Annotated in this window: 12 protein-coding genes; 6 read left to right on the top strand and 6 right to left on the bottom strand. The window is 70.2% G+C overall.

Features of this window, described 5'->3' with window-relative positions; genetic code table 11:
* The first annotated feature begins 41 nt into the window (after positions 1-41).
* The 5 genes from ACXJKD_RS11570 (at position 42) to ACXJKD_RS11590 (ending at position 6,902) form a co-directional block, all read left to right on the top strand.
* Positions 42-749, top strand: coding sequence for a response regulator transcription factor (locus ACXJKD_RS11570; protein ID WP_457254702.1), 708 nt, complete (start codon positions 42-44; stop codon positions 747-749).
* Positions 750-2,285, top strand: coding sequence for a sensor histidine kinase (locus ACXJKD_RS11575; RefSeq protein ID WP_457254703.1), 1,536 nt, complete (start codon positions 750-752; stop codon positions 2,283-2,285). It begins immediately after the preceding gene.
* 51 nt (positions 2,286-2,336) lie between these two features.
* Positions 2,337-3,836 (top strand): S1C family serine protease, encoded by a 1,500-nt coding sequence (locus ACXJKD_RS11580; RefSeq protein ID WP_457254704.1) that lies wholly within the window; start codon positions 2,337-2,339, stop codon positions 3,834-3,836.
* Between the two features lie 364 nt (positions 3,837-4,200).
* Positions 4,201-6,222 (top strand): HelD family protein, encoded by a 2,022-nt coding sequence (locus tag ACXJKD_RS11585; RefSeq protein ID WP_457254705.1) that lies wholly within the window; start codon positions 4,201-4,203, stop codon positions 6,220-6,222.
* A 29-nt stretch (positions 6,223-6,251) separates the two neighbouring features.
* Entirely contained in the window at positions 6,252-6,902 is a 651-nt protein-coding gene (locus ACXJKD_RS11590; protein ID WP_457254706.1) for an HD domain-containing protein, read from the top strand.
* A 20-nt stretch (positions 6,903-6,922) separates the two neighbouring features.
* Here ACXJKD_RS11590 and ACXJKD_RS11595 read toward each other — a convergent pair whose 3' ends face one another.
* Positions 6,923-7,438, bottom strand: coding sequence for an NUDIX hydrolase (locus ACXJKD_RS11595; RefSeq protein ID WP_457254707.1), 516 nt, complete (start codon positions 7,436-7,438; stop codon positions 6,923-6,925).
* The gene (locus tag ACXJKD_RS11600; RefSeq protein WP_457254708.1) at positions 7,435-8,175 is read right to left on the bottom strand and encodes a DUF4031 domain-containing protein; all 741 of its coding nucleotides are present in this window, start codon (positions 8,173-8,175) and stop codon (positions 7,435-7,437) included. Before ACXJKD_RS11600 ends, ACXJKD_RS11595 begins: the two co-directional genes overlap by 4 nt.
* A gap of 122 nt (positions 8,176-8,297) precedes the next feature.
* On the opposite strand from ACXJKD_RS11600, the gene ACXJKD_RS11605 reads away from it, so the two are divergent.
* Positions 8,298-8,588 carry a WXG100 family type VII secretion target gene (locus tag ACXJKD_RS11605; RefSeq protein WP_457254709.1) on the top strand — a complete coding sequence of 97 codons (291 nt, stop codon included), beginning with the start codon at positions 8,298-8,300 and terminating at the stop codon, positions 8,586-8,588.
* Between the two features lie 80 nt (positions 8,589-8,668).
* Here ACXJKD_RS11605 and ACXJKD_RS11610 read toward each other — a convergent pair whose 3' ends face one another.
* The 4 genes from ACXJKD_RS11610 to groL all read right to left on the bottom strand — a co-directional run bounded on the left by ACXJKD_RS11610 (position 8,669) and on the right by groL (position 15,731).
* Positions 8,669-11,209 carry an ABC transporter permease gene (locus ACXJKD_RS11610; RefSeq protein WP_457254710.1) on the bottom strand — a complete coding sequence of 847 codons (2,541 nt, stop codon included), beginning with the start codon at positions 11,207-11,209 and terminating at the stop codon, positions 8,669-8,671.
* A 2-nt stretch (positions 11,210-11,211) separates the two neighbouring features.
* Positions 11,212-12,012, bottom strand: coding sequence for an ABC transporter ATP-binding protein (locus ACXJKD_RS11615; RefSeq protein ID WP_457254711.1), 801 nt, complete (start codon positions 12,010-12,012; stop codon positions 11,212-11,214).
* Positions 12,013-12,268: 256 nt separating this feature from the next.
* Positions 12,269-13,966, bottom strand: a complete 1,698-nt coding sequence (locus tag ACXJKD_RS11620) for an alkaline phosphatase D family protein (protein WP_457254712.1) — start codon at positions 13,964-13,966, stop codon at positions 12,269-12,271.
* A 139-nt stretch (positions 13,967-14,105) separates the two neighbouring features.
* Positions 14,106-15,731, bottom strand: coding sequence for a chaperonin GroEL (groL, locus tag ACXJKD_RS11625; protein ID WP_457254713.1), 1,626 nt, complete (start codon positions 15,729-15,731; stop codon positions 14,106-14,108).
* Positions 15,732-15,912 lie beyond the last annotated feature (181 nt).

Consider the following 15,912-nt stretch of genomic DNA (forward strand, 5'->3'; position numbering starts at 1 on the left):
CATACAGACAACTCCCAGACTCAGGCCCGAGACTGGGTGACGTGACCAATGCCCAACCCGAGGCCCGGCTCCTCGTCGTCGAGGACGAGCCCAACATCCGTGAGCTCCTCGCCACCTCCCTGCGGTTCGCGGGGTTCGAGGTGCACGTCGCCGCCGACGGCGCGACCGCCCTCCACCTCGCCACGGTCCACGAGCCCGACCTCGTCGTCCTCGACGTGATGCTCCCCGACATGGACGGCTTCACGGTGACCCGCAAGCTGCGCGACACGGGGCGTCAGCTGCCCATCGTGTTCGTGACCGCGCGCGACTCGGTCGACGACAAGATCAAGGGGCTGACCGTCGGCGGCGACGACTACGTCACCAAGCCGTTCAGCCTCGAGGAGGTCGTGGCCCGCATCCGAGCCGTCCTGCGCCGCACCAGGGGCGAGGTCGACGACGCCAGCTCGCTGCGCTTCGAGGACCTCGAGCTCGACGAGGACTCCCACGAGGTCAGCCGCGCCGGCCGCTCGATCGACGTGTCCCCCACCGAGTTCAAGCTCCTGCGCTACCTCATGCTCAACCCCAACCGGGTGCTGTCTAAGGCGCAGATCCTCGACCACGTGTGGGACTACGACTTCCGCGGCGAGAGCGGCATCGTCGAGTCCTACATCTCCTACCTGCGGCGCAAGATCGACCTCGACGGGGTTCCGCCGCTCATCCACACCAAGCGCGGCGTCGGCTACGTGTTGCGCAAGCCCCCGGAGGCGTAGATGACGGCGCCCACGAGCCCCGCTCCCGCGGACACCCCCGCACCCGCCGCGCCAGCTCCAAGCCAGCCCGCACGGATCGCTGTGGCCCGGGCCAAGGAGCAGCTGGAGCTGCTCCCGTTGCGGGTGCGCCTGGTCGCCGTGATGCTCGTCCTCCTGTTGGTGGCCCTCACCCTGACTGCCGCGGCCACCGCGGCCCTGATGCGCCGTGACTTGATGGGCCGCGTCGACGGCGACCTGCAGCGGGCCTACCCGACAGTGGCGCAACAGGCCCTCGACACGTTGCGGGCACCTGCCCGCAACCGCCTGCCGAGCGGGTATGCCGTGGTCTTCTACCCGACCGACGGCACCCCCGCAGTCGAGATCGACCCGACTGGCGCCAGTGCCCGCCCCGGCGTCCCTGACAAGCTGCCGCTCACCGACGCTCGCGTCGACTCCCCCGAAGCGTTCACCATCGGCACCAAGGACGGGTCCGGCCAGTGGCGTGCCGTGGCCGGTCGGTTGAGGGACGACTCCGCGACGTTCATCGTGGCGGTGCCGCTGGCGAGTGTCAGCCACACGGTGCGTCGGCTCGTGCTCGTGGAGCTCCTCATCGGTCTCGCCCTCCTCGCGGCGTGCGCCATCGGAGGGTGGTATGCCGTGCAGCGCGCCTTCCGGCCCCTGCGCGAGATCGAGGACACCGCCGCGGCCATCGCCGATGGTGACCTCGCCCGCCGCATCCCGACGCGGACCGCCAAGGACGAGGTCACCTCGCTGGCGCGGTCGCTCAACGTCATGCTCGCCCAGATCGAGCAGTCCTTCGCCGCCCGTGAGGCGTCCGAAGAGCGGATGCGCCAGTTCGTCGCCGACGCCTCCCACGAGCTGCGCACCCCGCTGGCCGCGGTGCGGGGCTACGCCGAGCTCTACCGTCAGGGAGCGGTCAGGGAGCCGACGGACGTCGCGAGCGCGATGACGCGCATCGAGGGCGAGGCGACCCGGATGGGCGGGCTGGTCGAGGACCTGCTCATGTTGGCGCGGCTCGACGACCAGCGACCGATGCGCTTCGCCCCCGTCGATCTGACCGTGCTCGCCGCCGACGCGGCGCAGGACGCACGGGCCATCGACCCGCACCGGCAGATCACCGTCTCGGGCCTGACGGGACCGTTGGGGCCCACCGTGGCTCCTGGCGACGACGCCCGGCTGCGACAGCTCCTTTCCAACCTCCTGTCGAATGCCCTCAACCACACCCCTGCTGGCTCACCCCTCGAAATCGCCGTGGGCACAAGGGAATCCGACCAACACGTCGTCATCGAGGTGCGCGACCACGGCCCGGGCGTCGACCCTGACAAGGCCCGCAAGGTGTTCGAGCGGTTCTACCGCGCCGACCCGTCACGGGTCCGTGGCGCGGGTGGGGGGAACGGACTGGGCCTGGCCATCGCGGCCGCCATCGTCAACGCCCACCGGGGCCGGATCGGGGTCTCCCAGACGGCGGGCGGTGGCGCGACCTTCATCGTCGAGCTGCCCACAGACAACTCTCAGGCAGCGCCCAGCACCCCTTGACGTTGGACCGGTTGACTGACGTCACCAAGCCACACCAAGGAGCGCACCACCATGACCCAGATCCACCCGGACACCCGACCGGACACCACCGGTGACGATGGTCAGCCTCAGCCTCCTGTCACGCCGGCTCCCACCGCCGCCCAGGACCCGTGGTCCCAGCAGGGCGAGCCGACGACCCCGGTCTGGTTTGGCCAGACCCACGAGATCCCGCGCGACCACGCGGCTCTCGGGCTTCCGGGCGCAGCAGGAGATCCAACACTTGCAGCGGCCGGTGCCACCACGGCATACCCGCCGCTCACCACTCCTCCGGCTGGGCCGCCCCCTTCCTTTCCCACTCGGGACGGGGCAGAGCCTGCCCAGCCGGGCAAACGGCGCCGACTGACGGAACTCACCGCCGTCGCGGCGCTCGCCGCCCTCCTTGCGAGCGGCGGCACCTACGCCGCGGTCCAGCTGGGTGACGGTCCGCAGGCCTCCTCCCCTGCGAGCGCGTCATCCCTGGGCCGCGGCGCAGACGCCGGACCGGTGGTCCAAGCCGACGCCACGAACCCGAACTGGACGGCTACCGCGGCTGCCGTGGCGCCCAGCGTCGTGTCGATCACCGTGAAGTCCGGTCAGAGCGAGGCGCAGGGCTCCGGCGTGATCATCGACGGCAAGGGCCACGTCCTCACCAACAACCACGTCGTGAGCGGCGTCGGCTCCGGCACGGTCATCACCGTGACGCTCAACGACGGACGCACCTACAAGGCCACCGTCGCCGGCACCGACCCGAGCACCGACCTCGCCGTCATCACCCTGTCCAACGCCCCGAGCGACCTCAAGGCCATCGCGATCGGCAACTCCGACGACCTCAAGGTGGGCGACCCGGTGATGGCGATCGGCAACCCCCTGGGACTGGCCGGCACCGTCACGACCGGCATCGTCAGCGCGCTCAACCGCCCGGTGACGACCGCCGCTGAGGACAGCCAGCCGCAGGACCCGTTCGGACAGAGCATTCCGGGGCAGGGGCAGCCCTCGACCGGCAGCGACGGCAGCGACGTCGTGACCAACGCGATCCAGACGTCGGCCGCGATCAACCCCGGCAACTCCGGCGGCGCGCTCGTCAACGCCTCCGGTCAGCTGGTCGGCATCAACTCGTCGATCGCCAGCCTCGGCTCGTCGAGCAGCGGCCAGAGCGGCAGCATCGGCATCGGGTTCGCGATCCCGGCCAACGAGGCCAAGAGCATCGCCTCGCAGCTGATCTCGTCGGGCAAGGCCGAGCACGCCTTCCTCGGGGTCAGCCTGGGCGACGGCACGGCGTCTGACGGCACCAGCCAGCGGGCCGGCGCGGAGATCACCCAGATCTCGGCCAACACCCCGGCCGCGAACGCGGGTCTGCAGAAGGGCGACGTCGTCGTCGCGGTCGACGGCGAGCGGGTCGACTCGGCCCTGTCGCTGGTGGCCAACATCCGCGAACGCGCCGTCGGCGACAAGGTCACGCTGCGCGTGCTGCGGGACGGCAAGCAGGTCGACCTGACCGCCACCCTGGTCGCCAAGGCCGCTGCCACCAGCTGACCCACCAAGCCGGTCGGCGCCTCCGGGCGCCGACCACCAGTCACCGATCGGGCCGACCTCGCCTCGACCGGTGACCCGGGCCGCTGATCGTGCGGACAGTGGACCGGATGCCGGGCCGGGCCCCTCGTCTCGTCTGTTGGATGGACGCCGACGAGTGGGCCCGGCCTGGCCATGTCTGCACGCCTTCGGCGAGTTGCTGCGTGGAAGCTCCGCACCACTGTCTTATTAACATCTAACTAAAGGAAATAGTCCTTCTGAACTACTTCCTCTCTAGCCCCCGGGCGCCAGTGCGGCCCAACCAGCGGCCGGCCACCGAGCCAAAACCGTTCGACGCGGTGCCGACTCGGTGGCAAGGTAGACCCTTGTGTCTGCTACCGCCCCCACCCCGGAACTGAAGCGCGAGCAGGACTACCTCGGCGCCGCCCGTGCGGCCCTCGCCGCGATGCGCGAGCAGACCCTCTCGCTCAAGGTCCAGGCCCACGACCCGATCTCGGCGGAGCACCTCGCCCGCACGCTGCACCTGCGGGCCGCCTCCCTCCAGGACGACCCCTCGACCACCCTCTTCTTCGGGCGGATCGACACCGACACGGACGAGCGCTGGTACATCGGCCGACGCCACGTCGCGGACACCGCCGGCGACCCGCTCGTCATCGACTGGCGGGCGGGCATGTCGACCGCCTTCTACCGGGCGTCGCGCACCGAGCCGATGGGCGTCACCCTGCGCCGACGGTTCGGGCTGGACCGTGGCGCCATCACCGCCTACGAGGACGAGCACCTCCAGGACCGGGCCGAGCACGACGTCCGCAGCCAGATCCTCGCCGAGGAGATCGAGCGCCCGCGCGTGGGGCCGATGCGCGACATCGTGGCCACCATCCAGCCCGAGCAGGACGAGATCGTCCGGGCCGGCGCGGAGCAGACCATCTGCGTCCAGGGCGCCCCGGGCACGGGCAAGACCGCCGTCGGCCTGCACCGAGCCGCCTGGCTGCTCTACGCGTTCCGCGACCGCCTGGCCCGCTCCGGCGTCCTCGTGATCGGCCCCAACCGCGCCTTCCTCGAACACATCGGCGCGGTCCTGCCGGCCCTCGGCGAGGTCGCCGTCGGCCACACCACCATCGAGGAGCTTGTCGCCTCCGTGCCGGTCCGTGGCACCGACCCCACCGAGACCGCGATCCTGAAGGGCGACGCGCGCCTCGCCGAGGTGCTCCGTTATGCCGTGTGGTCGGCCGTGCAGCCCGCGACCGAGCCGCTCGTGGTGCCGCGCGGCGTGCGCAAGTGGCGCGTGCCGGCATACGAGGTCAACGAGATCCTCGACGAGCTGCGCTCACGCGGCGTGCGCTACGACGCGGCGCGGCAGATGCTCCCGCAGCGCCTCGCCCACGCGGTCCTGCTGAAGATGGAGGGGTCCGGCGACTCCCCCGACGACCGCGTGCAGGACCAGGTCGCCCGCTCGGCGGTGGTGAAGAAGTACGTCACGACGCTCTGGCCGACGCTCGACGCCAAGGCGGTGCTCTTCTCCCTCCTGTCAGACCTCGACCAGCTGGAGCGCCACTCGACGGACCTGCTGAGCGACGACGAGCGACGGATCCTGGTGTGGGACAACGCGGCTCGCTCCAAGGGCTCCGCCAAGTGGTCGCGCGCCGACACCGTGCTGCTGGACGAGCTCGGCGACCACATCGCCCGCACCCCCTCCCTCGGTCACGTCGTGCTCGACGAGGCCCAGGACCTCTCCCCGATGCAGCTGCGGGCCGTCGGTCGACGCTGTTCCACCGGCGCCGCAACCGTCCTCGGCGACATCGCCCAGGGCACCACGCCGTGGGCGACCGACTCGTGGGAGTCGTCCCTGCACCACCTCGGCAAGCCCGGCAGCCACATCGAGGTCCTCGACCGGGGGTTCCGCGTGCCCGCCAGCGTCATCGAGTACGCGGCCCAGCTGCTCCCCCACATGGCGCCCGGACTCGGCACTCCCGTCTCGGTGCGAGACAACCCCGGCCGGCTGGACATCGTGTCGACCGACGCTGCCAGCCTCCACGAGCGGGTGGGTGCCGTCGTCGCCGCCGAGCTGGAGGAGCCCGGTTCCGTCGGTGTCATCGCTCCCGACGCCATGGTCGATGCGCTGTCAGCGTCGTTGCAGCGCAACGGGATCGACCACGGCGTGCTCGGTCAGGACCACGGCGACATCGACCACCAGGTCGACGTGGTCCCGGCCACCGTGGCCAAGGGACTGGAGTTCGACCGGGTCATCGTGGTCGAACCCGCCGCCATCGCCGCGGCCGAGCCCGACGAGCGCACCGGGCTGCGTCGCCTCTACGTCGTGCTCACCCGAGCGGTCTCGGCCCTGACCGTCGTGCACGCCGAACCGCTGCCCGCGCAGCTGGGTCCCGCCTGACCGGCTCGATCTCTGCCAGAATCGCGCTCGTGCCGGCACTGATCACGTGGTGGACGCTCGACGTCGCCGACCTCGCCCCCGGAGCGCACTCCGACGCCGTCCGGGCAGTCGGGGAGGACCTGCTGCGACGGCTGGGCGAGGAGCACCGCAGGTACCACACGGCCCGCCATCTCGTGGAGATGTTCTGGGCGCTCGAGGACCTCGAACAGGCCGGCGTGCTGACCGCTCGCGAGACTGCCCTGGCCCGGATCGCGGCGTGGTTCCACGACGCCGTCTACGACACCACGAACTCGGGTGGGGAGAACGAGATCGAGAGCGCCGACCTCGCCGTGCGCGACCTCTCGGCGCTGGGTTTCACGACCGAGGACGTCGAGACCGTGCGCGACCTCGTGCTCTCGACCCACGACCACGAGCTCACCGGCACGCCCCTCGCCGGCGCCTTCCACGACGCCGACCTCTGGATCCTCAGCTCACCGCCCGGGCGTTACGACGAGTACACCGTCCAGGTGCGTGACGAGTATGCCGCCGTCCCCGACGACGTGTTCCGCGCGGCGAGGGCGTCGATCCTGCGACCTTTCCTCGACCGCGAGACCATCTACGCCACCGAGTTCGCCCGGGAGTCCTGGGAGGACGCGGCCCGGGTCAACCTCGCCGCCGAGCTGGGACTCCTCACGGGCTGACGCCCGTCACTCCTCCGCCGTCACTCGTCCGCGGTCATGGCTGCGGCCACCAGAGGCCACCAGAACTGCCGCCCGGCCAGGGCCTCGAACTCCTCGGCGCTCACCCACCTCGGGTCCACCGCGTCGGGCTCGGTCGCCACGAGCTCGTCCCCGGCCACCGGGAGCGTGGCGCGGAAGACCTGCATCGACCCTCCGTCCTCAGGCCAGAGACCGTGCCGCGACCGGGGGGTGTAGTCCTCATGGCCGAAGATCTGCAGGCTGTCCGCGTCGAGCCGCAGGCTGGTCTCCTCCCAGACCTCACGGAGTGCGCACTCGAGCACCGACTCCCCGGGCTCACGCCAGCCGCCCGGGATGCTCCACTCGCGGCGGCGCGGGCTGTAGGCCACCGCATACCGTCCCGTCGCATCCGTCACGACCACCGTGGCCACGAACACGCGCTCCTCGTCCACGGGTTCGGCCGACACCCACAGCTCGACATCGGCCATGGAGCCGTCGGCGAACGTCGCCCCCGGGACCGACTCGATAAGCCGATTCACCGACCCACCCGTTCCAGGTGCTCCACGAGGGGCCACCAGTGCCTTCCGGACAGGTCGTCCGTCGGGTCCGAGAGGTGGCGCCAGGTGCCGACCTCAGCGTCGTCGGACTCGGTGATGCGGTCCGCGAAGACCGCGAAGCACGCTTTTGGTGCAGGCCACGGATACCCGTCGTCAGGGCTGGGCACGGTGTTGCGGACGTAGCCCACGAGGCGCGGGACGAGGGCTGTGGGCGTGCCCATCAGCTCCCCCACCAGGAGACCGAGGGCCTCGGCCACGGAGTCGCCCCCCACCCTCCGTGACGGGAGGTCGACCCCACCGTCGGGGCGCTCCACGACGAGGAGTTCAGGCCCGCGCAGCAGGGCGAGGCGCACCACGACCGTGTTGGCCGGCGCCTCGTCCTGGCGCGACGCGATCACGTCGGCCCGTGACCCCGGGGGCAGCCAGGGCGCCTCGGGAACAGCCCGGACGACCCGCTCGTGGCGCCGCTTCTGGATGCGCAGACCGCTGCGTTGGAGGATCCGCACGACCTCCCGGCCGTCCACCGGCGTGGCACCTGCCGCGACCAGCGCGGCATACCGCTCCTCGGGCACGTCGTAGTGGTCACCCTCGAAGCCACGGGCCGGAATCCCTTGTGCCGCAGCGAAGACGTGCAGCTCGTCGTAGGACGTGTCGCTGACGAGGTGGGACCACAACCGCCCATGCGCCGGCCACGCAGGCGGGTCGATCCAGATGGTCACCCGGCTGACGCTACCCGCCCGGGCAGGAGCCTGTGGACAACCGGGCGGGCCAGCCGCGTGACGCCCCTAGCCTCGCCACAGGCGGAGGCCACGGGGGCGCCGCACTCGTCAGGAGGACAACCATGTCGGCACAGTTCACGGTGGACACCGAGCGCATCCAGGCCGCCTCGGGCGACATCGCCCGCATCTCGACCGAGATCGACAGCCAGGTCACGGCGATGATGGCCCGCCTGTCCGGGCTCCAGGGAGCCTGGACCGGATCCGCCGCGGCGCGGTTCCAGTCGCTCGTGGGCGAGTGGCAGGGCACCCAGAAGCAGGTCCGCGCCTCGCTCGACTCGATCGGTGGCGTCCTCGCTGCGGCCGGAGCGCACTACGCCGAGACCGAGGCCCAGACCCTGCGCATGTTCAGCTGAGCAGTCGCGACGCCGCCCCGACCGTGGTGGTCGGGGCAGCGTCGCCCGGTATGCGGTGGCGCGACTCCCAGCGCCCGCCGCTACTCGGTCGTGATGGCCTTGAGGACGTCGAGCCGGGCGGCCCGGCGCCCCGGCCAGAGGGCTGCGAGCACACCCACGATCCCGGCGAGCACCACGAAGATGGCCAGCTGGCCGCCCGGGATCGACAACACGTCGATGCCGTCGTCGGCGAGGCTGCGCTGCAGCGCCCACCCGGCGGCGAGGCCGAGGGCGACCCCGAGCACCGCGCCGAGCAGCGCGATCGCGACGGACTCGAGCCGCAGCATCGTCCGCAGCTGTCGCCGACTCAGTCCCACCGCCCGGAGCAGCCCGATCTCGCGAGTCCGCTCGATCACCGACAGCGCGAGGGTGTTGATGATGCCGAGGACGGCGATCACCACGGCCAGGCCGAGCAGCGCGTAGATGATGTAGAGCAGCTGGTCGATCGGAGCCCGCTGCTCCGCGGCGAACTCGTCCTGGTTCTTGAGCGTGACCGACGGCAGGTCGGCGATGACCTTCTCGATACCCGCCTCAACCGCCTTGGGGTCGGCCCCCGGAGCTCGCACCACGAAGGCGGCACTGTCCTGCTGCGGCACCCCTGCAGCGTCGGCGTCGGCCAGCGTGACGATGATCGAGTTGGGGAGGGCGGCGGTGCTCTTGAAGATGCCTACGACCGTGGCGCTCCCCTTGGTGCCCGAGATGTCGGTGTCGACCTTGCTGCCGACTGACACGCCCTGCTCGGTGGCGCGCTGGTCCGAGAGCAGCAGGGTGCCCGGCTTCAACGCGGCCAGCGAGCCACTGGTGAAGTCGATCGGCACGGCCTTGCCGAGGGCGACCGGGTCCACTGCGGCAGCGAAACCCCTGTCGTCGTTGACCGAGACCCCCAGGTAGCGCATCGGGCTGACCACTGCGACGCCGGGGACGGCCGCGACGTCACGGGTGACCGTCGTCGAGAACGGCTGGCCGATCGCGTTGGAGACCACGTAGTCGGCAGCGAAGTTCTCGTTGATCGACTTGTCGACGCTGGCCTTGGCAGAGGCGCCGAAGACCGACATCATCGCCACGAGGGTCAGCCCGATCATCAGGGCGGACGCCGTCGCCGCGGTGCGGCGCGGGTTGCGGGTCGCGTTCTGCTCGGCCATCAGCCCGACCGCGCCGAACAGCCGACGGTAGACCAGACCCAGCAGGTGGATGACCGGCCGGCCCACGACGGGACTGGTGAGGATCGCGGCCATCACCAGGGCGAAGACCCCGGTGCCCACCCAGTAGGACGAGTGGTCGATGGGCGTGAAGGCACCGAGGAAGGTGTTCCAGAGTCCGATGACGAACAGGACGGAGCCGATCCAGATGCGCCGGTGCAGGGTCGCCTCAGGCAGCGCGATGTCATCGCGCATGGCCGCCACCGGAGGCATCTTGCCTGCGCGGCGAGCGGGCAGGTAGGCGGCGAGCATCGTCACGACCATGCCCACGGCATACGCGATCAGGGCGGTGCTCGGCTGGAAGACGAGCGGCGAACCGCTGAGGTCGAGGCCGAAGCGTGCGAAGAGCGCCTGGATGCCTAGCGCGAGCAGGAAGCCCGCGCCCAGGCCGATGGTCGACCCGACGAGCCCGACGACGAAGGCCTCGAACAGCACCGACCGGGTCACCTGCCGCCGCCCCGCGCCGAGGGCCCGGAGCATCGCGAGCTCACGACTGCGCTGCGCCACGAGGATCGAGAAGGTGTTGATGATGAGGAACGACCCGACGAACAGGGCGATCCCGGCAAAGACGAGCAGGAAGATGTTGATGAAGGAGAGCGCCTGGTTGATGCCGGTCGCCTGCTCCTTGGCCACCGACGCGCCCGTGACAGCCTCGAACCCCTTGGGCAATGAGGCCTGCACCTTCGCGGCGAGGTCCTCGGCGCTGGTGCCGTCCTTGGCCGTCACCCACACGTCGGAGAACTCGTCCTTGCCGCCGTAGTAGAGGTCCTGGGCGGTCTTGGTGTCGAAGAAGGCCAGGGTCGCGCCGACCGTCCCGCCCTTGAACTCGGCGAGGCCGACGAGGGTGGCGGTGACCTTCGGCTTCGCGCCGCTGGTCACCAGGGTGACGGTGTCGCCCACGACGTAGTCGGCCCGGCGGGCGGTGCCGGAGTCCAGCACCACCTCGCCCGACTTGTTCGGCCAGTGCCCTTCGGCGATCGTCGCCGGTGGGTCACCGCCGGTGGTGGGTGCGTCGTTCCAGGAGAGGCCGAGCCCGGGAGGGCCACCGCCCCCGATCAGCTTGCCCTTCTTGGACACGACGAAGGTCGTGGGATCGGTGACGTTGCCGTCGGCGCGGGCCACGTCCGGCAGCCCCGCGATGGTCTGCACGAGGCTTCCCGGGACGGTCTTGGACGTGGGCCCGGAGTCGAAGTCACTGCTCGCGGAGTCGGGCCGGACGACGACTTCCCCGACGGTGTTGACGATGCCGTCGAACGCCCGGCTCAGGGTGTCGGTGAAGATGAACGACCCCGAGACGAACGAGACGCCGAGGATGATGGCGAAGGCGCTCATGAACAGCCGCAGCTTGCGGCCGAGCAGGCTCTTCCAGCTGGCGCGCAACATGGTCAGGCACCTGCCGGGTCAGGCTGCATCCGTACGTCGAGGCGCTTCATCCGCTCGAGGATCTTGTCGGCGGTCGGCTCGCGCATCTCGTCGACGACGTGGCCGTCCGCCAAGAAGACCACGCGGTCGGTGTAGGCGGCGGCGACCGGGTCGTGGGTGACCATGACGATGGTCTGGCCGAACTCGTCGACGCTGCGTCGCAGGAAGCCGAGCACCTCCGCGCCGGAGGTCGAGTCGAGGTTGCCGGTGGGCTCGTCGGCGAAGACGATCTCGGGCTGGCTGACGAGGGCACGCGCGCAGGCGACGCGCTGCTGCTGGCCGCCCGAGAGCTCGTTGGGACGGTGGCTGAGCCGGTCACGCAGCCCGACGGTCTGGATGACGGTGTCGAACCACGCCGGGTCGGCCTTGCGCCCGGCAATCGCCAGCGGCAGGAGGATGTTCTCCTCCGCGTTGAGCGTCGGGATGAGGTTGAAGGACTGGAAGACGAACCCGATCCGGTCACGGCGCAGGGTGGTCAGGGCCTTGTCCTTGAGCCGGGTGATGTCGACGTCGCCGATGTAGACCTCGCCGCTGGTCACGGCGTCGAGGCCGGCCGCGCAGTGCATCAGCGTCGACTTGCCGGACCCGGACGGACCCATGATCGCCGTGAACTCACCGCGGGCCAGGTCGACGCTGACCCCGTCGAGGGCGCGGACCTCGGCCTCGCCCTTGCCGTAGATCTTGTGCAGGTTCACGACACGGGCGGCAGCAGCGCGCGTGGTGGACGCCACGGGGGCGTCGGCGGTCAGGGGTGTCGCAGTCATGTCAGGCTCCCGGCTCATGGTGGATTCCGTTCTCCTCAAAGGTAGGGACGCGGCCGCTGCGACGCATTCAGGTTCGACCCTGAGCCCACCCTGAGTGAACCCCCAGTCCGCCTACCGGCTGTCCACCCAACGGTGGACAGCGTGTGAACGTGCCCGAGCGAAGGCGGGTTGGTTCGGAAGATCCGCCGAGTCCTGGTCCGGTGGATCCTCCGAACCATGGGACGACCCCGAGTCCGACGACGCGGGGCGGTCGCGCTCAGCTGATCGAGACCCGAGCCACCTGACGGAGCTCGGGGGCGTCGTAGCGGTCGCCCCTGACCTCGCCGGCCTCCCAGCGCATCACCAGGCCCCGGCCGCGGACCTCGAGGGTGGCGAGGTTGTTGTCGAACCAGGGGCCGTGGGTCACCGACCACCGGTATGGCGCGCTGGGCACCTTCTCGGTGCGACCCACGAGGAACTGGAGCGGACGAGCCAGACCCTTGCCGAGGAAGGCCTGCGCGATGCGGACCTGACGTGGCAACGGGTTGCGGATGGGTGAGCACACTGCCTGGAGGATCGTGCTGCTGCCGCCCCCGAGCTGGTCGGAGCCGATCTCGGTCACGTAGGAGTTGTGCACGTCGCCGGACAGGAAGGTGATGGTCCCGGGCGCCGTCCCGCGCTCGCCGTGCGCGACCTGCACCACCATGTCGAGCACCGCGGCGAAGCCTTCCTGGAAGGCGGCCCAGTGCTCGAGGTCGAGCGCACGTCGCATCTTCTCGCCCAGGTTCGCCACCCACGGGCCCCAGGCCCCGGTGGCCATCGCCTCGTTGATCGCCTCGAGGTCGTGGATGCCCTGCGCGATGAAGAACGGCAGCGAGGTGCCGATGAACAGGTGGTCCACGTCGCCACGCAGCTGACCGTCGAGCCAGGCGAGCTCGTCGTCGTCGAGGATCGAGCGTCGTTCGGGTGCCAGGACCCGCGCCGCCCGGGAGTCCACCACCACCAGCTTGGACTCGCCCAGGTCGCGCGCGTAGCTCCACCGGTAGGTCTCCGGCTTGGCGTCCACCCGCTCGGCGAGCTGGTCGAGCACCTGCGTCAGGTCGGGCTCGTCGGTCGCGCCCGACTCCGCGTGGGCCACGATCTGCTGCCAGACCTCGTCGTCGGCCAGCTCCTCGGGCGAGAGGTTGCCGACGTGCTGGTACACCCAGTAGGAGGAGAGCCCACCCACGATCCGCTCGTGCCACCAGGAGGTCTGGTTCATCTCGCGGTGCCAGCTCTGCGAGGTGTTCCAGTCGTCCCGGATGTCGTGGTCGTCGAAGATCATCGCGCTCGGCAGCGTCGAGAGCAGCCAGCGGTTGAGCGGGTCGGTCCACGCCAGCCAGTAGAGGTGCGAGTACTCCACGAAGTCCTTGAGCTCCTCGCCCGGCGGCTCGTCGAGGCTGCGGCGGGACGCGATGTACTCGCGCATCTGCCCGCTGGTCTCGTCGGCGTACACCTGGTCGCCGAGGAAGCACAGCAGGTGTGGCCAGTCGCCCTCCTGGCGCTCGGGCCGGCTCAGGTGGTGGGCGTAAGCGCGCAGGGCGTCCACGCCGTTGCTCGCGTTCCCCTCGGCGTCGTGGGACACGCTCGTGCGGCAGGAGCCGAAGGCGAGCCGGGTGGGCTCGCTGTGCAGCAGGGTCCTGATCCGGCTGGGCGGCAGGTCGGTGCGCTCCGGCTCGGCCTCCGGCCAGACCCGCTCGTCGTCGATGTCGACCTCGTAGTCGCTGGCCGAACCCGGCTCCAGGCCGTCGAGGACGACCAGTGCGTAGTGGCGCCCGTGCGCCCCGAACGTCGGCGCCGACCACTCCCGGCCGAAGGCGCGGACCCGCACCGTGCCCGCATCACGGGTCTGGACCCAGATCGTCGCCGACCTCTCACCGATGTAGCGGAGCAGCGGCCCCAGGACGAGGGGAACATCGGGAGGGGAAGTCGGCACGAGGACCGTTCTACACGGCATACCCCCCGCTTGGGTAACGTCGCCGGGCGTCGACCCGTTCGGGGGATGGCGAAAGGGCGGCCCACCTCTCGGTGGACCGCCCTTCAGCGGTGTGGCGTATGCCGCGTGGCTGGCTTCGTCAGAAGCCCATGCCACCCATCTCGTCGCCACCGGGGGCCATCGGCGCAGCCTTCTCGGGCTTGTCGGCGATGACGGCCTCGGTGGTGAGGAACAGCGCGGCGATCGACGCGGCGTTCTGGAGCGCGGAACGCGTCACCTTGGCCGGGTCGATGATGCCCGCGGCGATGAGGTCGACGTACTCGCCGGTGGCGGCGTTGAGGCCCCACCCAGCTGCGAGCGTGCTGACCTTCTCCGTCACGACGCCACCCTCGAGACCAGCGTTGATCGCGATCTGCTTGAGCGGAGCGGAGGCTGCGACGCGAACGATGTTCGCACCGGTGGCCTCGTCACCTTCGAGCTCGAGCTTCTCGAACGCGGCCTTGGTCGCCTGGAGCAGGGCCACGCCACCACCGGCGACGATCCCCTCCTCGACGGCAGCCTTGGCGTTGCGCACGGCATCCTCGATGCGGTGCTTGCGCTCCTTGAGCTCGACCTCGGTCGCGGCACCGGCCTTGATGACCGCAACACCGCCGGCCAGCTTGGCCAGGCGCTCCTGCAGCTTCTCGCGGTCGTAGTCGCTGTCCGACTTCTCGATCTCGGCGCGGATCTGGTTGACGCGACCCTGGATCTGGTCGGCGTCGCCAGCACCCTCGACGATGGTCGTCTCGTCCTTGGTGACGACGACCTTGCGGGCGCGGCCGAGCAGGTCGAGCTCCGCGGTGTCGAGCTTGAGGCCGACCTCCTCGGAGATGACCTGGCCACCGGTGAGGATGGCGATGTCGGCCAGCATGGCCTTGCGACGGTCACCGAAGCCGGGGGCCTTCACGGCGACCGACTTGAAGGTGCCACGGATCTTGTTGACCACCAGGGTCGACAGCGCCTCGCCGTCCACGTCCTCCGAGATGATCAGCAGCGGCTTGCCGGACTGCATGACCTTCTCGAGGAGGGGCAGCAGGTCCTTGATGCCGGAGATCTTGGAGTTGACCACGAGGACGTAGGGGTCCTCGAGGACGGCTTCCATGCGCTCGGTGTCGGTGACGAAGTAGTGGCTGATGTAGCCCTTGTCGAAGCGCATGCCCTCGGTGAGCTCGAGCTCGAGGCCGAAGGTGTTGGACTCCTCGACGGTGATGACGCCTTCCTTGCCGACCTTGTCCATGGCCTCGGCGATCATCTCGCCGATCTGGGGGTCAGCAGCGGAGATCGAGGCCGTCGAAGCGATCTGCTCCTTGGTCTCGACGTCCTTGGCCATCTCGAGCAGCTGGGCGGAGACGGCCTCGACGGCCTTCTCGATGCCACGCTTGAGGGCCATCGGGTTGGCGCCTGCGGCGACGTTGCGCAGACCCTCCTTGACGAGGGCCTGGGCGAGGACGGTGGCAGTGGTCGTGCCGTCGCCAGCGACGTCATCCGTCTTCTTGGCAACTTCCTTGACCAGCTCTGCGCCGATCTTCTCGTACGGGTCGTCGAGCTCGATCTCCTTGGCGATGGACACACCATCGTTGGTGATCGTGGGGGCTCCCCACTTCTTCTCGAGGACGACGTTGCGGCCCTTCGGACCGAGGGTGACGCGCACGGCGTCGGCGAGGATGTTCATTCCCCGCTCGAGACCGCGGCGAGCCTCTTCATCGAATGCGATGATCTTGGCCATTCGGGTGGTTCCTCCCACGCGAAACGTAAGCGGTGGCCAGTGGGTGCCCGCGACGGACGACCCGGCTCGCGCGGCTCACGTCGCCGCGTTCCCCGGACCTCACCTGGACTGGCCTGGATTGTCACTCTCAGGGTGAGAGTGCTAACGCCATTATTGGCACTCTCACCGGGAGAGTGCAAAC

This window comes from Pedococcus sp. P5_B7, from assembly GCF_054049895.1.